We start from the raw sequence: 19,390 nt of genomic DNA, 5'->3' as shown, positions 1-19,390 counted from the left end.
TCCGCAGCGAACGCCAACAACGCTGGGGCCGACCCCGCACCAAGGCGGCCTGACGACCAGACCCGGTGAACGTTCATGGTCACCGCACTAGCCGATCGGATCGGCACCAGACCGCTGGTAGCCGTCGGCGCACTGATCACCACCGCCGGCACACTCGCCTACACACAGCTACCGTCCGACCCAGACGACGTTCTCCTGACCACGTCTCTGGTACTGCGCGGCATCGGCCTGGGTGCGGTGGGGATCCCGACGATGGCAGCGGCGTATCACCAGCTACCACACTCCGCGATCCCTCGTGCGACCAGCGCCACCAACGTGATCCAGCGTGTCGGCGCGTCCTTCGGCACCGCGCTGGTCGCTGTGATCCTCCAACAGCAGATCGATGACCAGACCTCCGGTGGCGCGTCCCCCGGGATCCTCACTCACGCGTTCGCAAATACCTTCTGGTGGACGGTCGGATTCGCGGTCCTTCTCCTCCCACTCGCCATGCTCCTGCCTCGAAGAAACCGGTAGAGCAGCACATCCCGGCCGGCGCCGACTGGGCAGGAACGGCTGATCTCCCCACACGGCCACTCTCGGGTAAGCGAGCATCCGAGTCTCGTTCCTCGATCTCGTGGACGCCGCAGATTATCGGCGGCAGGTGATTGCGTCGAGGGCTGAAGCGTCCTACGCCATTGTGGCTACCTCCGCCGTCCGTATGGACCACGTTTCGTGTGGTGGGTGTACGGGGTCAGGTGCGGAATGCCGTATAGGCGGCGGTGCCTTCACGGTGGAGCCAGGTGGCGAAGTCCATCAGGCCGGGGTGCTCCTTGCGCAGCGCGTCGACGTCGGCGTGCCAGCCGTCACCGTTGGCGAAGTCGTAGCCGGCTACGGCGTCGCCGTCGCGTCCGGCCAGCGCCTCTCGCGGGATCGGCCGGTAGGTGATGGGCTGCCGCAGCGCCTGCTGCATGGCCCGGACGATCTGCGGCATGGTGAGTTCGTCGCCGGCGAGCTCGATTGTCCGGCCGGTGTATTCGGCCGGGCGGGTGAAGGCCAGGGTGGCGAACGCGCCGATGTCGGTGGCCGCGACGAGTTGGACCGGCACGTCCGGCCGGATGACGTCGGTCAGGACGCCGTCGCGTACGCCGAGGCGTGGGTGGATCTGGTTTTCCATGAAGCGGACCGGCCGCAGCACGGTCGCGGGCAGGCCGAGGTCGCGGGCGTACCGCTCGAGGGTGGCCTTGCTCTGCCAGCGGGTGATGCCGTGCGGCGCGTCGGCCGAGGCGACGGAGGCGTAGACGAAGGTCTGGACCTGGGCCGTGGCGGCGGCGTCGGCCACGTTGCGGCCGTAGCGGAGCTCGTCGTCGATGGTGAAGCCGGGTGGTGTGCCGGGGTAGCCGAGGGTGGGCTGGACGCTGAAGACCCCGTCGGCGCCGCGGATAGCGGCGTCGAGCGAGGTGCGGTCGTCCAGATCGCCGCGGACCAACTCGGCGCCGGCGGCGGCGAGCGCCCAGGCGGCGGGGGTGCCGGGGTCGCGGACGAGGGCGCGGACCCGGTGGCCGGCGGCCAGCAGTCCGCGGGCTGTGGCGCCGCCTTGGGCGCCGGTGGCGCCGGTCACGAGAACAGTGATCATGTTTCCTCCGAGTGGTGGGTATCGGTACGCGTCAGATGGCGAGCAGGTGGTGAGCGCGGCCGAAGGCCAGGTCGTCAACCAGGCGGCGTTGCCAGGGACGCTGGATGACGGCGTGGGTGAGCCGGCGGGTGGCGCGTGGCGCGGCCATGATCTCGGCGGCCAGTTCCCAGGCGCGTGGCAGCAATCGCTGGTCCGGCACGACTTCGTTGACCATCCCGAGTGCCAGCGCCTCGGTGGCCGCGATGGTGGCGCCGGTGTAGAGCAGCCGCGCGGCCCTCTTGAGGCCGAGCAGCTCCTGGTAGACGAGGTGCTGCCCGTCGCCGGGCACGGCGCCGTTGCGGAAGTGGCTGTCGCCGAAGACCGTGCCGGGGGTGCACAGTGTCAGGTCGCAGGCCAGTGCGAGCTCCTGGTGGTAGCCGGGTCCATTGAGCGCGCCGATGGTCGGCACGTCCACGGAGAAGACGAGGTTGCGCAGCAGCGCGATGCCATCGCGGTAGAGGTCGTAGCGGGCCTCACCGGGCAGCGTCGGCGGCCGGTCACGCAGGGCGGGGTCGAGTCCGCCGATCCATGCGTCGCCGGTTCCGGTGAGAATCAGCACCTCGTTGTCGGGGTCGGCGCCGACCTCTTGCAGCACCTCGCCGAGGGCGCGATGCAGCCCGAGCGACATGACGGCCGGGCCGCCGCCGGTGTGCATGCGCAGCAACAGCACCCCGTTACGGCGCTGCACCGCGAAGTGTTCGGCGTGCCGGACGAACTCCGGCGGCGGGGAATTCATGGAACCCTCCTAAACAGGGAATGTCCCCAGTTATGAGTTGTACTATATGGGGAGAGTCCCTGTTTAGGCAACACGGAGGCGACGATGCGGGCGGACGCCCAGCGCAACTACGACCGGCTGATGGCCGCCGCGCGAACGGCCTTTGCCGAACTGGGGGCCGATGCGCCGCTGGACGACATCGCCAAACGCGCCGGTGTCGGCAACGCCACGCTCTACCGGCACTTCCCCACCCGGCAAGCACTGCTGGAGGCGGTCTTCCGCGACCACATCGACGGCCTGTGCCGGCGTGCCGAGGAGCTGATATCCGCACCATCGCCAGGCGCCGCGCTCCAGAAGTGGCTGGAAATGGTGATCGCCCAGGGAAGCACGGAGCGCGGGCTGGCCGCGTCACTGCTGGCGGCCCTGGACGAGGAGGACTCGTCGTGCCGGGTGGCGGTGTTCGCGGCGGCGCAAGGGCTGATGACGCGGGCTCAGGAGGCAGGCGCGGTCCGCACCGGCGTATCGGTCGAGCAGATGTTCAAGCTCGTGAACGCCATCGCGCTGGTCACCGAGACCGAGCCGGATCCGGCCCGACGGGCTACCGCCCTGCTCGACCTGATCTTTGACGGCCTGGCATCGCGCCCACACAACATGAGCGCAGCGAAGCCGTGAAAGCCACCCCCTGGCGACCCGATTGATCTCGACGCCAAGCCCTCAAATCGGCAACCAGCTGCACAACACATCGAGTGCTAATTCATGCTGTGATACCTGAACGCGGTCCGGCGAATGCCTGCCGAAGCAGCAGACCGGCATGCGCCGAAGCCCGGTCCACGAATATGCGTGACGGACCGTACTCCGAATGATCAGGTGCACTGAAGTCAGCAAATGAGCAGGTGGCCTGAGCGCCAGGCGGGCATCCGGCGGCGTGATCAATCATGTTGCGTTGATCGCCGGGTCCGTTCAACCCCTGGGGCGATGGCCGTCCGCCAGGCTGGCGATCACGTGGTCCTGGACCAGCTACACGCCCGCCCGACCCGCATGCCGACTGTGGCGGGAACCCCGACATCGGTTCTTAGTTCGTCAGGTTTCCCCTCTTCGAGATGCGGGAGCAAACACGCCCCGAAACGCTGGGTCAAAACCACTCTTGACATCACTGGCTTCACGTCGATAACCGGGGTGCCGGAGACCGCTACGAGGCCCACCACCGTCAGCTCGCGGCCGTGGACGGATTCGATGGCGCAGCACGTCACCCCGATGCGGTTCGGTCTGCGAGGGCCGCGACCGGCGAATACGCCAACGGGCGGGAAGTCGGGACGGCCGCGGTTGGGGCGGGGCTGGCGATAGTCGCCGTGGTCCGGGAACCGGTCGAAGATGAAGAGGATCTCCACATGGGAGAAGCCGTCCAGGCCCTGGAGGCACGCATCGCCGAAGCGTTCGTCGATGGTGATTGTGCTGCGGACGGCACCCCCAGTTGTCGGTGTGTTGGACGTCCGTCCTCGCGTTCCGGACGGTACCTATCGGGGTGATTTCGAAGCTGAGCATGTTTCCTTCCGTGTTTTTACGAGTGTCGGCCATCAGCGCTGTCTTTGACCACGCGGCGCCGAGCCGGAAAGGCCCCATATCCGGGGATCGGCAGTACCGCTGTGTGGCAATCGATTAGCCGACGAACAACAGCACGCTGATCACCAGCATCGCCACGGCGGTGGCGCCGTGTACGCCGTAAGCGGTCGCCTTGGGTCCGTTGCTGCGCAGCACGATCAGTGCATCGCCGACGGGTATGACGGCGGCGGCCAGCATGAACGAGCCGAGGAGGTGGGGTGTCGCTCCGGCCAGCAGGATGAGGGTGGAAAGTCCCATGGCGATGTCGCGTACGGCCTTGACGGTCAGCCATGCCTGGAAGGTGCGGTCCCCGGTTGGGGTGTCGGGGATACCGAAGCCGGCTGCGGCCTGCGGCGCCCGGAAGGCGTTCGCGCCCATGAGGACGACGGCTACGCCGATCAGTCCGGTGAGCACGTTGCCGATGTTGATGAGCATGGTTGTCCCTCTGAAACGAAGCTAACGACGGAAAGCTTGTAGCTACTGGCACCGTGCCCTGTCTGCGGCGCAGAGCGTGCGTGGTGGGGGCGGCGATCCGGTGCGGTGTGCGGTAGATCAGGGAACGATCACTACGCCTCCCCGCACTCCGCCTTTGGCCAGCCGGTTGTGGGCCGCTGCCGCGTCGGTGAAGGAGTAAACACCGTCGACCCGTAGCGGGATGTCGCCGCCTTCGACGAGTTTGACCAGTTCGCCTAACCGGGTGCTGTCGGGCAGCACGTTCAGTGCGAACGTTCGGATTCCCCTTGCCGGCTCCGGGCGCAGCGGGGGTGAGGCGGCCACGTAACCGCCGCCGTCCCTGACCAGTTCCATCAGTGCCGGGCCGATCACCGCGAGATCGACAACCGCGTCGAAGCTGGCCGCCGCTACCGGGATCGGATTCTCCGAGCGTGGCACGAACGCCGCGCCCTGCGACTCGACGAACTCGCGGTCGCCCGCCCCCGCTATTCCGGTGGCGTGCAGGCCGGCGGCTCGGGCCAGTGCCAGGGTGAACCCGCCGACCTGCCCTGCGGCCCCGGTGACGAGCAGGGACGAGCCTGCCGAAAGCGCGAGCAGGTCAAGGGCTTGGGCGGCGGCAAGGCCGTTGGTCGGCAGGGTCGCGGCCTCGATGGCGGGAACGCCGACGGGCGCGGCGGTCAGCCATGCGGCGTCGAGGATTACATACTCGGCGTGGGCGCCGACGGTGGTGCGCAGCCAGGGTGAGAAGCCGATGACGTCGTCATTCACAGTGAGATCTCCGACGGACGGACCCACCGCGTCGACCGTGCCGGCCACATCCCAACCGGGTACATACGGCAGCCCTGCCGGCAGCGGCGCCGGGAATCGGCCGGCGCGAATCATCAGATCAACCGGGTGGACGACGGACGCGGCGACCCGTACTCGCACCTGACCCGGCCCCGGCTGCGGCACCGGCAGGTCCGCCAGCACGTGCAAAACCTCCGGCCCGCCGAACTGTGTATAGCTGACTGCCCGCATCTCCGTGCCTTCCGCTGAACGTCATGATCGCCATCACGGTAGGTATCCTTGGGTGCTGCGAGAAAGTAGGTACCTGGAAGTGCCTAGGGCACCGACGAGGGATGGCGCATGGCGACGGCGACCGCTGGACAACGACGAGAGAAGGCCAAACGCGACTATGACGCGTTTTTGGCGGGCTGCCCGACCCGGGAACTGCTGAGCACGCTCACCGACAAATGGGCGGCACTGGTGATCGCGGCGCTCGCCGACGGTCCGCAGCGGCACAGCGAGCTCGCCCGCCGCATCGCCGGCGTGAGCCAGAAGATGCTCACCCAGACCCTGCGCACCCTGGAACGTGATGGTCTGCTCACCCGTACCGTGACCGCGTCGGTGCCGGCCCGCGTCGACTACGCACTCACCCCGCTCGGCCAGGATCTGTTCCCGGTAATGGTCGCGATCAAGAGCTGGGCAGAGACACACATCGACCGCGTCTTTCAGGCCCGCGCCCAGTTCGACGCGCGATCATGAAGTCCAGTAGGCGCTGACCTCCCGACCCGGTCACCAGTCGGCCATGACCTGGCGGTAATCGATCGGCATGCGGTTGCCTCACGGCAACGTTCAGCCCACGCCCAGCATTCGGCCAAGCGACTCGGCAACGGCCGATTCGAACGACACATGTGTCCGCGGCCGAAGCCGATCGGAGTCAGCGCCGTACGTGCGGGCGTTGGGCACGCCTAATGTGTGCAGACGCGGCCGTCGATCGGTTCTTGGTTCGTCGCGTTTCCCCTCGGGATCATACCGGACGAATCGGACATATTGTCGCATGTCACGGGGGCAACCCCGGTGAACCAAGAACCGCCCACTCGCAGATCTGTGTCCGGCGGAACGCCAAGCCAGCTCCTTCGCCGGCGGGCCGGCGGGCGACAGTCGAAGCACACATGCCTGGCGCATATTATCGGCGGCATGACAGTGCGCCACCAGAGGTTCCGAGTGACCCGAATCCTAGTCGCGGCCCGAGGCAGGAAGATGGCATCTTACGTCCGTGTATAGAGCATTTGACGATGGCATCGAGATCGTGGCCGAGGGCGGACAGGGCCGTGTCCGTTTGCTTGCCCCTCAGCGACCCTTCGCGGACGAGTTCCTTGACTTCCGAGTCGAGTTGCAGGATCTCGGTTTGAACGCCGCCACCGGGGTGCGCACGATCGGTGGAGACGGAATCGCAGCCTGGGCCAAGATGCTGGCCGACTCGTATGCCGGCTGGGATGATGAACCAGGGTCAATACGACCTGGCAGCCTAACCAAGATCGAGAAAGTCACTCAGCGCAAAACGCACCCGGTGGCTCACCATCTCATCCACGGTTCCATTCTCTGGCGTTGGCAGCATGCATGAATTCTATTGCGGTCTGCGATGTCAACCGCGGGTGTATCTGTCGTATGTATGTTGCGTGCGCCTCCAGCACATGTCTGAGGCTGGCGAGCGTGTGTGCATTATGGGGGACATGGTTGCGTGCAGCAATGCCAGCGGCCTGCACCAGGTCTCCGAGGTCAGCGACCAGGTCTTTCGACTCAATCCCTATCGTCGCCTTCGTCGTGACGGTCATACTGCGCGAGTTGAGCATCACTTCGTATTGAATGCCACGACCATGGTATGAGGCGGCCGACAAGACCACGGTGTCGATCTCGGGGCCAACGAGGTCCAGATCCCGCGCCAATGGTTCGAAAGTGGCAGCAACTTCGTCGAAGAAGGCCGCTACGACCGCACCAAATGCCTTCTTGCCCAAGGCAACTCCGTCTCATCGGATGATCGGCGGTCGGATCCTAATGACGCGCCAGTAGTCATCAAACTGTTCCCAACCATATCCTTTACCCTCCAGATATTTTAGCTCCCGCTTATACGTCTTCCCCGCTAGGAAGAATGGGCTCTTCCTGGCTGTGGAGTATGGCGTCGTGACCAAACGGATCTCGCCACCGCTCTCAAGCGCCTTGTCAATGAACCTCTTGTTGCGTGTCCAGTTCCAACCACCTACCCCTTTCTCCCCCCCAGCCATTGTTCCTTTAATATCCAAGAAGTCTGCGCTAAATGACTTATCTGGGTTCCTCTTGATATACCCCCGGATATCATCGTACTTCCCGAGCAGCGTCACCGGCCCTGTACTTGGACTTGGGCCGGCCGGCAGGGCCAGTTCGTCGACGTGGCCAGCCGTAGCGGCTCGTGTGGCAGATGGTGTGAGGAGTTTGCCGCCGGCCCAGCCGAGTGCGCCGCCGGTGATGGTGGCGGTGGCGAGGCGTTGTGGGTTGATGGTGCCGGTGGTGAGGAGTTGGTCGGTGGCGTCGCCGGCGAAGGCGGAGGTGGCGCCGACGGTGAACGCGCCGGCTCCGGCTGTGGCGGCGACGCCGGCGACGGCGCCTGAGACGGCGCCGACGGTGGTGCCGATGGCGAGGCAGCCGGCGGTGCCGTGTTTTTCGATGTCGCAGAAGGCGCCGCCGTAGACGGCGCCGAGGGCGGCGCCGACGCAGATGGCACCGGCGATGCCGGCGGTGAGGATGCCGAGGGCGACGCAGCCTCCGATGATGACGGTCCCGATGGCGATGCCGGCGAGGGTGGATTTGACGCGGTCGCCGTGTTCTTCCCAGAACTTGGAGGTGTTGGAGGAGATTTCGGCGGCGAGGTTCCGGGCGTTGGCCAAGGTGGAGGACCATTTGCGTTTCGCTTTGGTTTTGGTGGTCTTCCAGCCTTCGGTGGCGTCGTTCCAGGCTCCGCTGATGGCGTCGGCGGCGTCGTTGACCGCTTCGACGGCGTCGTCGATGAGGTTGCCGATGGCGTCGATGGCGTCGCTGATGAAGTCGACGACGGCGTCGATGGCGTCGTCGAGCCAGCCGGGCCAGCGTCCGTCGGGGTCGAACAGGTTGATGGGGTCGCCGTGGGCGTAGAGGTAGCGGTTGAGCGTGATTGGTTTGGTGAGGGCGCCGATGATGCTGTCGGGGGTGGTGAAGGCGCCGGTGGTGGGGTTGTACTGGCGGGTGCCCATGTCGACCAGGCCGGTGGCGGGGTCGGTGTACATGGCTTGGAAGCCGACGGGTGCGGCGGGGGTGCCGGTGGTGGAGGTGGTTTCGCCGAACGGGTTGTATTCGCCTCTCCAGCGCACGGTGCTGCCGGTGTCGTCTTTGAGGGCGGTCAGGTCACCGTGGACGTTGAGGGAGGCTTGCAGGGTGGTGGCGGTGCCGGTCTTTTCGGCCAGGAGGTCGCCGTCAGGTGTGCGGATGAGGCTGGTGGCTGCGCCGCTGGGTGGTTGCCAGGTGGTGAGGGCGCCGGTGGGGCCGTCGTAGCCGAGGGTTTCGGTGCCTGCGGTGGTGGTGCGGCCGGCGGTGCGTCCTAGCGGGTCACGGTTGTAGCCGACGGTTCCGGCGGGGGTGGTTGCGGTGACGGGTTCACCGAAGCCGTTGTAGGTGTGGCTGGTGGTACCGGCGACGGTTTGCAGGCCGTCGTCGTTGTGGGTGTAGGTCTGTCCGGTGGAGGTGCCGGTGAGCCGGTCGGCGAGGTCGTAGGTGGAGGTGATGGCCGGGCCGCCGGCGGGGGTGACGGTGGTGCGGTTGCCGTCACCGTCCCAGCCGTAGCTGGTGTTCGAGAGTGTGGTGCTGGTTTGGGTGACGGTGGTGTTGGTGAGTCGGCCGGCGTTGTCGTAGGTGTAGCTGGTGAGCTTGTCGGTTTCGATGCTGGCGATCTGAGAGTCGTCGGTGTAGGTGACTGCGGCTGCGTACGGGCTGCCGGTGATGGTTTCTAGGCGGCCGGCGTTGTCGTAGCCGTATTGGGTTAGGCCGGTGCTGGGTGCGTTGGAGTTGAGGATGGTGAGCTGGCCGTAGGAGTCGTAGCCGAAGCGCCGGTTGGTGGGGCCGGCGGTGGTGGCGAGCAGGCCTTTGTCGTTGTAGGTGTAGCTGGTTGTCGGTCCGACGGGTGGGGCGCGGGAGGCGAGCCGGCCGGCCACGTCGTAGCCGTATGTGCTGGTGCCGAGGGCGTCGGTGCTGGTCGCCATCAGGCCGCGGTTGTCGTAGCTGTAGGTGAGGGCGGCGACGGCGGGGGTTTGCCCGGACACGCTGGCGGAGGCGAGGCGGCCGGCGTCGTCGTAGCCGTAGGTGCGAGTGATGCCGCCGGCGGTGAGGGTGGTGCGGCGGCCGGCGTCGTCGTAGTCGGCGGTGACGGTCCGGCCGGTCGGGTATGTGGTGGTGGTGAGCCGGCCGGCGGGGTCGTAGTCGTAGCTGGTGGTGTGCTCGAGGGGGTCTTGTTCGGTGTCGAGCCGGCCGGCGGGGTCGTAGGTGTAGGTGTAGTCGCCGCCGCGGGGAAGGGTGATGCCGGTGGGCCGGCCGGCGGGATCCCAGGTGTAGGTGCTGGTGTTGGACAGTGGGTCGGTGGCGGTTTCGAGCCGGCCTGCGGTGTCGTAGGTCCAGGTGCTGGTGTGCCCGAGTGGTGTGGTGGAGCTGGTGGCGCGGCCGGCGCCGTCGCGGGTGATGGCGGTGCGGTCGTTGACACCGTTCTTGACGGCGGTGATATCGCCGCGGATGTTGTACTCGTAGCTGATAAACGGTGTCAGCAGCCGGGTTTCCTGGCTGAGGCGACCGACCGCGTCGTAGGTGTATCCGAAGGAGCAGCCGCAGGTGGTGCCCCATTGCCAGCCGGTGGTCTCGCCTCGGTCGTTGATCCGGTAGGTGCGGCGCACGCCGGTGGGGTCCAGATCGCCGATCAGGTTGCCGTCCAGGTCGTAGGTCGATACCCAGGAGGCGCCGGTGGCGTCCCACCGCACGGCGGGCCGGCCGACCGGATCGTAGGCGGTGTTGGCGACGACCCCGGTCGGGTCGGTGATAGAGGTTTGCCGGCCGAGCAGGTCGTAGGTGTAGGTGGTTTGCTCACCGAGCGGGTCGGTGCTGGTGGTGACCCGGTTGGCCGGGTCGTAGGCGTAGGTCGTTTCCGCGTCGGTGGGGTCGGTGTAGCTGGTGAGGTTGCCGACGCTGTCGTAGCCGAACTGCTCGACATAGTTGCCGGGGTGGGTGCGGCTGGTGAGCCGGCCCAGCAGGTCGTAGCTGCCGGTGGTGCGACGGGCGGTGGCGTCCTGTTCGGCGGTGACGCGGCCGGCCAGGTCGTATTCGGCGGTGGCCGTGCCGGCCGGGTCGGTGGTCGAGGTGGCGTTGCCGTCGGCGTCGTAGGCCCAACTGGTGAGCATGCCGGCGCCGTCGGTGTGTGAGGTGACCCGGCCGGCGGCGTCGCGGCGGATCACTTCCAGCACGCCGAGCGGGTCGGTACGGGTGATGGAGCGCTGAATGTCGTTGTAGGCGATGGTGGTGACCACGCCGGCTTGGTCGGTGGTGGAGGTGACCCTGCCGGCGTTGTCGTAGCCGGCCAGCGTGGTGTGGTTCAGCGGGTCGGTGGTCTTGACCAGATTGCCGGTCGAGTCGTACTGGGCCTTCCACTGCTTGCCACGGGGTGTAGTGGTCAGGTTCCGTCGGCCGAGGTTGTCGTAGCCATAGCTCCACTTAGCACCGTCCGGGGTCCACACCGTCGTGGTGCGGCCGGCCCGGTCGTACTGGGTTTGCGTCACATGCCCCAGAGGGTTGGTGATGCGTACCGGTCGGCCTTGCGGGTCGTTGACCGTGGTCGTGACAGCGCCGGCCGGATCGGTGCTCGTGGAGGTCCAGCCCTCGGTGGTGTAGGTGCGACCGTAGATGGAACCGCGGGCGTCGGTGACCTTCTTGGCGCGGCCAACCACGTCATACTCGAGGCTGGTCACGCCGTTCTCGGCGTCCTCGATGGTCGACAGCCGGCCCGCCGGGTCGTAGGTGTAGGTGGTCACACCGCTAGCCGGGTCGGTCACGGTAATCGGTTGCCGGTCGTCGTCGAATGTCACCGTGGTGGCACCGCCACGCGGCCGCGTCGTCTGACGCACCTCATTCCACGAGGTAAACGCAAACTGGGTCGCGTTCCCCGCCGGATCCGTGGCGACGGTTCGCCGCCCATGGGTGTCGTGGGTGAACAGCGTCGTAGCACCGGTTTCATCCGTCACCGACTCGACGTCGCCATCCCCCTGATAGGCGATCGTTCTGGCACGGCCCAGCGGGTCGGTCTGTGAGGTGATCTGGCCGCGGCTGTTGTGGCCGTACTCCCACTGCTTGCCACGCGGATCCGTGAGCGTGGCGATACGGCCGGCACTGTTGTAGGTCCGGACAACGGTCGACCCGTCGGCCAATGTGGACACCAGCGGCCGGTGCTTGCTGTTGAAGGTCGTCGCCGTGTACCGGCCGGTCGCGTCGACGGTCAACACCGGGTCGCCCTTGCCGTCATACAAGGTCGCCGGGGCGGACGGCCCATAGCCCTCCATCGGCACCGCCGGCACGCCGGTGATCGTGGACACGACCCGGCCGTCGCCGTCATAGACGACATGAGTTCCGGCCGCACCCACCTGTTCGGCCACCAGACGGCCGGCGAAGTCGTACTCCTGGACGATCGTGGCACCGTCGGCCAGCGTGATCGTCCGTCGGGCGTTGGTGTCGTCGTAGTCGATCGTGGCCCGACCGGTGCCCTGCTGCTCGACCCAGTCCACACGGCCGTCCGAGCCATAGTGCGCCGCCAGCTTGACGCGACCCGCCGGTGTGGTCACCCGTGTCAGACGGCCAGCGCTGTCATAGGTATAGGACTCGGTCTGCGAGTCGACGCCCTGCACGCTGGCAAGCCGATCACCTGAATAGGCCAGGCTCACGTCGCGGCCGGCCTGATCCGCCACCGTGGTCAGCTTCCCGCCGCTACGGGAGAAGTTCAGGTAGCGGCCGGAAACGCCAGTGACCCGGTTGACGTGGCCTCCGGACCGCTGCACCGTCAATTCGTGGCCGTCGTCGCCCAGCAGCATGCCAGTCAACTCACCGGCCGGGTTGAACCGGTAGGTGGTCTGCTCCGGTGTAGTCACTGACGACCCGGCCGCGTCCACCACGTAGTCGAGCGCCACGCCGGGCGCCGGCGAATATCCGGACGCCGCGTCCGTTGCGAACGCCAGCGCGGACCCGTCCGACATGTTCAAGGTCGCGATGCCAGCCGACTGGGACAACGACTCCGTGAACGCGCTGGACCAGCCCTCCCCCGCATCACCCGAACTCAACCGGTCAGAGCGGTAGGTGCGCGTAGCGGTGACCTGCTTGCCGGCGTCCTCCACCACCAGATCCTGGGCGGCATACGTCAACGCGCCGCTGTAGGTGTCCACCGGCCCGAACCGCGGTGCCGCGGCCTCCCGCAACGCCGCCGGCAACACCTGAGGTGACGCCGACAACGCCGGTGTCACCGCTGAGGAGTAGCCCAGCACCTTCACCTGCCCAGCCGGACAGGCACTGGAGGACACCGTGTTGATCGCCGGCACGTGAGCATCGGCAATCGCAGGGTCCAAACAGGTCGGCAGTACCGCGTTGGCATCGTGCCCGAACCAGTTGCTCGACCAGTCAGCCAACTGGTAGCCGTCCGAGGAAATACGCCCCAGCAGCGAGTTGTAACGCACATCAGCCTGCGCCCGAGTAACCGCCGGGCTGGCGCCGTTCATCACGCGTATCCTGCCGTTCACGGTGTTGAACCAGAACCGGATACGTCCAGGATTGACCGAGTCGAACGCGAAGGTGTCGAAGGTGCCACTGAACGTGTTACCAACCACCTCGGCCTTCGAGGAATTGTATGCCCACACCCCACAACCGGAATCATCGAATCTCGTGTTGTAGATCCCAGCGAACCCGTGGCCAGTAAGCCCTGATGGCAGCCCGACACCACCAGACTGAGACTCTTCAATTAAGGAGTTGGAAACCACCAAGCGAGATTCCGGATCAACAACCTGAATGGTCGAATAGCCGGCGCAGTTATTTGATCCGTAGCCGCCGTACCGGAGAGTGGTGTAGTCAAAAACGCTGGCCGGCGCGTCATTCTTGACTATGTGGTCAGCGATCCATATCGACATCCAGTCCCCGCGGGCGGGTGTCGTCGCGGATCCGTCGCCGTTCGTGTCACCCATCACCGAATCATCACGATACGAAGTGATCGTCACCCGACGATCAGGCGTGCCTAACGACAGGATCTGGCCATTCACCTGGATCAACGCTTGCCCATCAAGCTTCACCACGGTCCCAGGCAGCAGCGTCAACGAAACGCCAGGATCAACGATCATTCCGAGGCCCGTGCTCGCCGCCCGAACAATGTACGGAGACCCTTGCGGGCCCCACACCGTGTCCACCGTGATGCGCTCCGGTGCCACAGTCGGCCCAGACGTCTGTACCACCCGCATGTACGGGACCGGATTCACCGGCGACGACGGAGGCGTCGGCGTGATCGGATCCGCAGCAGCAGGGGCGACACCAACCCGCAACTCCGGCACATACGGCAGCAACTGCACCGTCAGGCAGGCCACCAGAATTCCGGCGATACACGCCACCAACCTCGCGCGCACGGCAACCTCCCCGACGTCGACCGCAACCGCAGTACAAGGCGCCCGCACCGTACGCGATCAAGCACATCCACCGACATCACTCAAAAGGCCGATTGCAGAGGAGGCCAATATGATCTAGCCACAGGCCACCCAGCGTCGAAAGTGCTTATACGTAGCCGCGACCACCCAAACCGAACCCTCATTAGCCCAGGTCGCAATCAGTCGATTAGAGCAGCCTGACCTAAAGATCCAGACAAACGCCATAAGTTAAATCAATCCATAAACTGATTTGCACACCATGTCCGATACGACAAGATCACTCGCGCTGTCATCGGCATCTGAGGACGGCGTGGAAGCCTCGCAGGCGGTATTGGTGGTGCGGTCGTTGGGCCGGATGCGGCACACTCGCGTTCGTGTCCCCACCGGTCCGTAGCGTCGAGGAGCTGGCTGCCGCGGTCGCCGAGGGCCGGCGGGTCAAGTTCCTGTTCTTCTGGGGCCATCAACCTGAGCGAGACGGCACCATCGGTGCCGGGTGCCTGTCCCAGTGGTGACCGTCGCCGTTCACTGTGGACAGGATGCGGTTCGCCACGGCCGAGCACTACATGATGTGGCGCAAGGCAACCCTGTTCGGCGACCGCACCACGGCCGAGCAGGTGCTGGTCGCGTCGCACCCGCACGCGGCCAAGATGTTGGGTCGCCGGGTTCGACCAGCGGGTGTGGGACGAGCACCGCTACGAGATCGTGGTCGCCGGGAGCATCGCCAAGTTCGGCCAGCACCCGCCGCTGCGCACGTTCCTGCGCGGTACCGGTGAACGGGTCCTGGTTGAGGCCAGCCCGGTCGACGCGGTGTCGGGCATCGGCCTGAGCCGTGACGACCCGGCCGCGGCCGATCCGGCCCGATGGCGTGGGCTCAACCTGCTCGGCTTCGCCCTGATGCAGGCCCGTGCCCTGCTCCGCGAACGGCAGCCGACCGATGGGTAAGACACCGCAGCTCGTGGCCGCCGAGTACGCGCTGGGCAATCTCGACGTCGAACGGGTGCCCTGGTACGCGGCACACTGGCTCGCCGACGGGTGGGACGGTCCCCTGCTGCGGGAGTTGGCCGGGCTGGACCACACCGCGCCACGGCACATCGGCGACCTGCTCCCGCACGTGTTGGCCCAGATGGGCGTTCCGATACCTTCCTGCAGGGTAAGGGGTCGTTCGTGACGCAGCGGGCCGACTCGCGGTCGCCGGATTCGACCGGGATGTTCGAGTCGCTCGTCGTTCTGGACGTGCCGGGCAAGCTGTTCAGCGTCAACCTCGCTGCCGCGTACGAGAAGAAGAAGATGTTGACGATCTCGGGTGATGCCGACGCGGCGTTCTCCTGGGCGCGGCAGCCGCCCGCGGACGTCTGGCATCTGTACGTCGGGGAGAAGGAGCCGCCGGAGAAGCGGATCCGCGGCGTGCTGCTCGACCTACTGAAGGTCGACTCGTATTTTCAGCTGCGCGGCACCGGAATCGCACTGGGCGGGAGGATCGGGTTCGACGGCGACTGGCGCTTCGGCCCGGCGCACGCCTGGGCGCACGCGTCGATGTCGGTGGACGCCTCGGTCAGCTGGAAGCCGCCGCAGTTCGCCGGCGAGCTGGCCCTGCACGGCGACGCGGGCGTCGAGGCGTTCGGCGCCAAGGTGATCGCCATCCTGGACGCGTCGGTCGGCGCGGGCGGCGGCCGGCCCTGGTATCTGGAGTTGCTGCTGCACTTCGAGCTCATCGTGGACCTGTGGTTCTTCATATTCCACATGGACGTGGACGTGCCGCTGCGCTGGGGAAACCGGGCCCTGCCGCTGCCAGATCCGGCCACGCCCGCGGTGTCCTCGGTCGGCGCGCGGCACCCCAAGGTGGCCGAGGACCTGCCCGCGCTGCACGGGCGCACCATCCCGCCGGACTCGCGGCCGGTGGTCAGCTTCAACCGTCCGGTGCTCGATCGCGGCATGGTCGGCACACCGAACACCGGGGCGCGGCCGGCCACGTGGTCGGGCCCCGGTCCTTCACGTAGGTGCTGGGGCATGTGGCCCTGGCGGCCGGCAACCGGTTCGTCGCCGCGGCGGGTTCTCTGCAGGTGACCGGTGGCGCGGTGCTGCTGCCGGCCGCTCTGGTCCTGCCGGACGTCGCGGGCGCCACCCTGACCCTCGAACCCGGTGCGGTGAGTGTGCCGGCGACCGGTCGCACCCCGGGCGGGCTGGCCGTCACCGGTGCGGTTGCCGACGGCGCCTACGCGTACCGGCTGCAGGCCCCGCCGCAGCGCGCCGACGTCGAGGTCACGGCGGTGGCCGTCAAACCGCTCGGCAACACCGAGCTGACCCTCGCGGCACCGGTGGCCGCGGCGACCTTCGACGGCGGCACACTCACCCTCGGGTCGGCGACCTGGACGGTGCTGGCCGCCCGGGACCGTACCGTCACCGTCGTCACCGCGGCGGCGGCCCCGGTGCCGTCGGCCGGGCGCCTCACCGGACCGCCGACGCCGGAGCTGCGCGGCTCCTGGCTGCCCAACGACGACCGGACCTCGGCACAGGATCCGGGGCCGACGACCAGCCTCGTGCTCTGGGCCCGCTCCCCCTACGCCTGGTTCCGCGGCAGCGACGACGAGACGGTCGACGGGTTCGACGCGCACAACCCGGACTACGCCTGCGGTCCCACACCGGTCGAGGACCCGATCTGCGCCGGCTTCGACGACCTGCCGGCCGGGCCGCTGGCCGGTACGTTCCGGACCGAACTGCTCACCGGGGTGGCCGACGGTGATGTCCGCGCCACCGCGCCGGGGCTGCAGATCGGCTGGCAGCCCGGGTTCGGGGTGGTCGAGTTGAGCTTCGCGCCGCCCGTCGACGTCGTCTTCGTGCACTGCCACACCGGCGAGGGCGGCCTGGTCAGCATCCTGCGCGACGGCGTGACAGTCGCCTCCGCCTGGATACCGTCCGCCCCGGACGGCGTCCGGCTGGTCGGGCCGCTGGACACCGTACGCATCGAAGGACAGCGGGTCTCGGTCGAGAGGGTGTGCTTCACGCCCGGCTGGACCTGCGTGCCGTTCGAAAAGGCGAGCTTCCCGCAGGGAAGCTCCGGCGAGCAGAGCTACGCCGGACTCACCGTGGCGAGCCCGTCGGCGATGACAGTCGTCGGCAACGAGCTGCGGGTGGACCCGGTGACGTTCGTGTGGAACCTCGGTGGTCCGCTGCCGCCCATCTCGGCCACCCTCTCGGTGATCATCATCCGGCTGCCGGAGCCGGTCACCCGGATTCGGCTGCGGGTGCTCACCGACTGCGCGGTCTGGCTGACCGGCAACGACGAGGAGGTCGCCACGTTGCCGGGCACGGCCGGGCAGACCGTCACCGCCACCGCCCGCATCGGTGTGATCGACCGGATCGTGGTGCTCTCCACGGACCCGCTCGCGATAACCGGGCCTTGCCACGACGGCGGGCCGTTCGGCTGGCGGCGGCAGGAACAGTGGACGTGGCGGCGCAGCATGCGGGCCGCCGCCGAGAACCTGCACCACGTCGATCCGGTGCTCGCCCCTGGCGACTACACGCTGTCCGTGCTCACCGGCGTGGAGATCGGCGGGGCGTCGCCCGGATCCGCGTGGGACCAGCAGGTCGACACGACGTTCACGGTCGGTGCGCCGCCCGGTCTGCCGGTTCCCACCGGCGACCCCGCACAGGACCGGCACTATCCGGGCGGCGGAGTCCTCGCGGACCTCACCGCGTACGTGCGCTCCACGGTGCCGGTCGAGGGTGAGCGGCCCGCCTACCGCACCTACGACGTGGGTGTGGCGTTCACCGCGCCGTACGTCAGCCGGATGTTCCTCGCGGAGGGCGCCGAACTGACGGTCGCCGTCGTCGATCCCAACGGCGTGGACCGGCGGTCCGGCGCGCCCAACCGGTGGGGTGACGGGCCGCAGATCCGCCTCGGCGAGCAGGAGACTCGCTTTATCAAGACGCTGCACGGTGACGGCACGCAGATCTGCGCACTCGTCGACCTGGCCACGATCGTGCGCGACGAAGGGCTGGCCGCCGGGGCCGGGGAACTGCTCGCTCCGGCCACCCAGCACGTCGCGGAGCTGCGGGCCGCCGGGCACGCGCGGGCGGTCTACCGGTTCGCGTTCACCACGTCGCGCTTCGCCGACTTCCGGCATCATGTCGCGTACGCCAGCGGTGCTCTGCGGCGGCATGCCGCCGACGGTTCCGGGACGGTGGACCTGGCGGTTCTCACCGCTGATCTGGATCGCGCCGGCGACGTCGTGCGCACGGCGGTGGCAAGCTTGGGTACGGCTCGTGCGGCGGCCACCACCGGAACGCCCACCAGGGCACAACAACGCCCACCAGGGCACAACTCGACGCCTACCCGGCGGCGGAACAGGCGCTCCTGGATGCCCGCGAGCGGCTGGCAGGCGTACGGTCGCAGGGGTCCGATGTGTGGTGGCAGTGGGCTTTCGCCGGACCGCCCGCGCAACTGCCGGAGGGCGTCGAGATCACCCACGTGCCCGACGCGCTGCTGCTGGAGAGCGCGGAACCGCTGCGATGGGAGCGTATCGAGGCGTCGCTCGCCACGGCCGCACACCCTCGCCAGCTGCGGGTGCTTACCATCGCGGAGGTCGGTGCGCCCGACATCGGAACGTTCCGGTGGGGTGGGTTCGAGGTGACCACCGACGTGGAGCTGCGCACCCATCTCGGCGTGCTCGCGCCCCGGATCCCCGGGCCGTGGACGTTGCAGCTGACCGCACCGCAGGCGACAGCGGTGCGGGTGCGGGTCGCGGTCGCCGAGGGCGGGTCCGCGACACTCACCGCCTACGGCACCGACGCGACGACCGGCCCAACCTCCGGCACGCTGCTGGAGGTCGTCGGCGACGCGCTGACCGGCGTGCAGCTGACCGGTATCGGGGTGTCGCTGCTGGCGGCCGAGGTGGAACAGCTGTTCATCCCGCCGCCGGCGACCGGGCGACTGCGCCTGAGCCGCGCGGTCCTGCCGCCGCTCACGCATGCGGTCGACGTCGCGGCGTACGCCGATGTCGCGCTCGCCGGATACCGAATCACCTGGACCGACGCCTACTCCCCCGCGGTCGGCGGCGACTACCACGTCTTCGCCCCCGACGCGGCCATCCGCGACGGCCGGACCGCCCGCGTCTACGGCGGCGTCGCCACCACCCCGCCGGACGGTGGCGTCGACCTGTACGCGGGCGGCACCACCGGCGTGCTGCCACCGACCGGCGTGGTGCTCCGCCTGATCGCCCCGGACGGATCCGTCGCGCACGCCCTGGTCGCGCTCCCCGAGACCGCATTCACCGCCACGGCGCCGCCGCGGATCTGGGCGAACGGCGACCAGACCCGCGCGTTCCTGCTCACCGGCACGGCCCTGCCGAGCGGTTTCGGCCGGTTGCGCCTCCAGTGGCTGCGCGACGCCGACCCGGACCTGCCGCGGCTGTCCGTGGGCGGCGACACGACCGCGGAGTCGGCCGCCGTGTGGTTCACCTCGTGAAGTCGGTGACGTCCGCAAGCTGCCGGAAGCCGCCC

The 19,390-nt window shown here is 67.9% G+C and carries 15 protein-coding genes and 1 pseudogene; 9 read left to right on the top strand and 7 right to left on the bottom strand.

Annotation, left to right across the window (positions count from 1 at the left end):
* The first annotated feature begins 75 nt into the window (after nucleotides 1-75).
* Complete coding sequence (locus tag QMG73_RS43200; RefSeq protein WP_281905548.1) at nucleotides 76-513, top strand: MFS transporter; 438 nt, start codon at nucleotides 76-78, stop codon at nucleotides 511-513.
* A gap of 217 nt (nucleotides 514-730) precedes the next feature.
* On the opposite strand, the gene QMG73_RS43195 is transcribed toward QMG73_RS43200, so the two are convergent.
* Nucleotides 731-1,612: an NmrA/HSCARG family protein gene (locus QMG73_RS43195; protein ID WP_281905546.1), complete on the bottom strand. Its 882-nt coding sequence runs from the start codon at nucleotides 1,610-1,612 to the stop codon at nucleotides 731-733.
* A gap of 31 nt (nucleotides 1,613-1,643) precedes the next feature.
* Nucleotides 1,644-2,387, bottom strand: a complete 744-nt coding sequence (locus QMG73_RS43190) for an enoyl-CoA hydratase/isomerase family protein (protein WP_281905542.1) — start codon at nucleotides 2,385-2,387, stop codon at nucleotides 1,644-1,646.
* An 84-nt stretch (nucleotides 2,388-2,471) separates the two neighbouring features.
* Between QMG73_RS43190 and QMG73_RS43185 the strand changes: the two genes are divergently transcribed.
* Nucleotides 2,472-3,038 carry a TetR/AcrR family transcriptional regulator gene (locus tag QMG73_RS43185; protein WP_281905539.1) on the top strand — a complete coding sequence of 189 codons (567 nt, stop codon included), beginning with the start codon at nucleotides 2,472-2,474 and terminating at the stop codon, nucleotides 3,036-3,038.
* A 326-nt stretch (nucleotides 3,039-3,364) separates the two neighbouring features.
* Here QMG73_RS43185 and QMG73_RS43180 read toward each other — a convergent pair whose 3' ends face one another.
* The 3 genes from QMG73_RS43180 to QMG73_RS43170 form a co-directional block, all read right to left on the bottom strand.
* Nucleotides 3,365-3,772 (bottom strand): TrmO family methyltransferase domain-containing protein, encoded by a 408-nt coding sequence (locus QMG73_RS43180; RefSeq protein ID WP_281905552.1) that lies wholly within the window; start codon nucleotides 3,770-3,772, stop codon nucleotides 3,365-3,367.
* A gap of 250 nt (nucleotides 3,773-4,022) precedes the next feature.
* Nucleotides 4,023-4,400 carry a DUF4267 domain-containing protein gene (locus tag QMG73_RS43175; protein ID WP_281905537.1) on the bottom strand — a complete coding sequence of 126 codons (378 nt, stop codon included), beginning with the start codon at nucleotides 4,398-4,400 and terminating at the stop codon, nucleotides 4,023-4,025.
* Between the two features lie 117 nt (nucleotides 4,401-4,517).
* Nucleotides 4,518-5,435, bottom strand: coding sequence for an NADP-dependent oxidoreductase (locus QMG73_RS43170; protein ID WP_281905535.1), 918 nt, complete (start codon nucleotides 5,433-5,435; stop codon nucleotides 4,518-4,520).
* Between the two features lie 108 nt (nucleotides 5,436-5,543).
* Between QMG73_RS43170 and QMG73_RS43165 the strand changes: the two genes are divergently transcribed.
* Together QMG73_RS43165 and QMG73_RS43160 are read left to right on the top strand one after the other, a co-directional pair.
* The gene (locus tag QMG73_RS43165) at nucleotides 5,544-5,942 is read left to right on the top strand and encodes a winged helix-turn-helix transcriptional regulator (RefSeq protein WP_281905532.1); all 399 of its coding nucleotides are present in this window, start codon (nucleotides 5,544-5,546) and stop codon (nucleotides 5,940-5,942) included.
* Nucleotides 5,943-6,456: 514 nt separating this feature from the next.
* Nucleotides 6,457-6,804, top strand: coding sequence for a hypothetical protein (locus QMG73_RS43160; protein ID WP_281905530.1), 348 nt, complete (start codon nucleotides 6,457-6,459; stop codon nucleotides 6,802-6,804).
* On the opposite strand, the gene QMG73_RS43155 is transcribed toward QMG73_RS43160, so the two are convergent.
* Both QMG73_RS43155 and QMG73_RS43150 read right to left on the bottom strand, forming a co-directional pair.
* A complete protein-coding gene (locus tag QMG73_RS43155) occupies nucleotides 6,764-7,195 on the bottom strand; it encodes a hypothetical protein (protein WP_281905528.1) in 432 nt (143 codons plus the stop codon). The genes QMG73_RS43160 and QMG73_RS43155 overlap by 41 nt on opposite strands.
* A gap of 12 nt (nucleotides 7,196-7,207) precedes the next feature.
* Complete coding sequence (locus QMG73_RS43150; RefSeq protein WP_281905526.1) at nucleotides 7,208-13,873, bottom strand: RHS repeat-associated core domain-containing protein; 6,666 nt, start codon at nucleotides 13,871-13,873, stop codon at nucleotides 7,208-7,210.
* A 392-nt stretch (nucleotides 13,874-14,265) separates the two neighbouring features.
* Here QMG73_RS43150 and QMG73_RS43145 point away from each other — a divergent pair.
* From QMG73_RS43145 to QMG73_RS43125, 5 genes and pseudogenes are all read left to right on the top strand, one after another.
* A pseudogene (locus QMG73_RS43145) lies at nucleotides 14,266-14,833 on the top strand (NADAR family protein).
* On the top strand, nucleotides 14,826-15,059 hold the full coding sequence (locus tag QMG73_RS43140) for a hypothetical protein (protein ID WP_281905524.1): 234 nt from the start codon (nucleotides 14,826-14,828) through the stop codon (nucleotides 15,057-15,059). The pseudogene QMG73_RS43145 and the gene QMG73_RS43140 overlap by 8 nt, the downstream one beginning before the upstream one ends.
* Complete coding sequence (locus QMG73_RS43135; RefSeq protein WP_281905522.1) at nucleotides 15,056-15,955, top strand: hypothetical protein; 900 nt, start codon at nucleotides 15,056-15,058, stop codon at nucleotides 15,953-15,955. The genes QMG73_RS43140 and QMG73_RS43135 overlap by 4 nt, the downstream gene beginning before the upstream one ends.
* Nucleotides 15,889-18,522: a hypothetical protein gene (locus tag QMG73_RS43130; RefSeq protein ID WP_281905521.1), complete on the top strand. Its 2,634-nt coding sequence runs from the start codon at nucleotides 15,889-15,891 to the stop codon at nucleotides 18,520-18,522. The genes QMG73_RS43135 and QMG73_RS43130 overlap by 67 nt, the downstream gene beginning before the upstream one ends.
* Entirely contained in the window at nucleotides 18,456-19,355 is a 900-nt protein-coding gene (locus tag QMG73_RS43125; RefSeq protein WP_281905520.1) for a hypothetical protein, read from the top strand. The genes QMG73_RS43130 and QMG73_RS43125 overlap by 67 nt, the downstream gene beginning before the upstream one ends.
* Nucleotides 19,356-19,390 lie beyond the last annotated feature (35 nt).

The sequence above is a fragment of the Phytohabitans aurantiacus genome, assembly GCF_027923225.1.
Lineage (GTDB): Bacteria > Actinomycetota > Actinomycetes > Mycobacteriales > Micromonosporaceae > Phytohabitans > Phytohabitans aurantiacus.
The sequence above is the reverse complement of the archived record's forward strand: the minus strand, read 5'-3'. Positions and strand labels throughout refer to the sequence as shown.

Bases quoted from the DNA above. Each gene is read 5' to 3' on its own strand.
- QMG73_RS43200 (WP_281905548.1), top strand. From the start codon at position 76: ATGGTCACCGCACTAGCCGATCGGATCGGCACCAGACCGCTGGTAGCC.
- QMG73_RS43195 (WP_281905546.1), bottom strand. From the start codon at position 1,612: ATGATCACTGTTCTCGTGACCGGCGCCACCGGCGCCCAAGGCGGCGCC.
- QMG73_RS43190 (WP_281905542.1), bottom strand. From the start codon at position 2,387: ATGAATTCCCCGCCGCCGGAGTTCGTCCGGCACGCCGAACACTTCGCG.
- QMG73_RS43185 (WP_281905539.1), top strand. From the start codon at position 2,472: ATGCGGGCGGACGCCCAGCGCAACTACGACCGGCTGATGGCCGCCGCG.
- QMG73_RS43175 (WP_281905537.1), bottom strand. From the start codon at position 4,400: ATGCTCATCAACATCGGCAACGTGCTCACCGGACTGATCGGCGTAGCC.
- QMG73_RS43170 (WP_281905535.1), bottom strand. From the start codon at position 5,435: ATGCGGGCAGTCAGCTATACACAGTTCGGCGGGCCGGAGGTTTTGCAC.
- QMG73_RS43165 (WP_281905532.1), top strand. From the start codon at position 5,544: ATGGCGACGGCGACCGCTGGACAACGACGAGAGAAGGCCAAACGCGAC.
- QMG73_RS43140 (WP_281905524.1), top strand. From the start codon at position 14,826: ATGGGTAAGACACCGCAGCTCGTGGCCGCCGAGTACGCGCTGGGCAAT.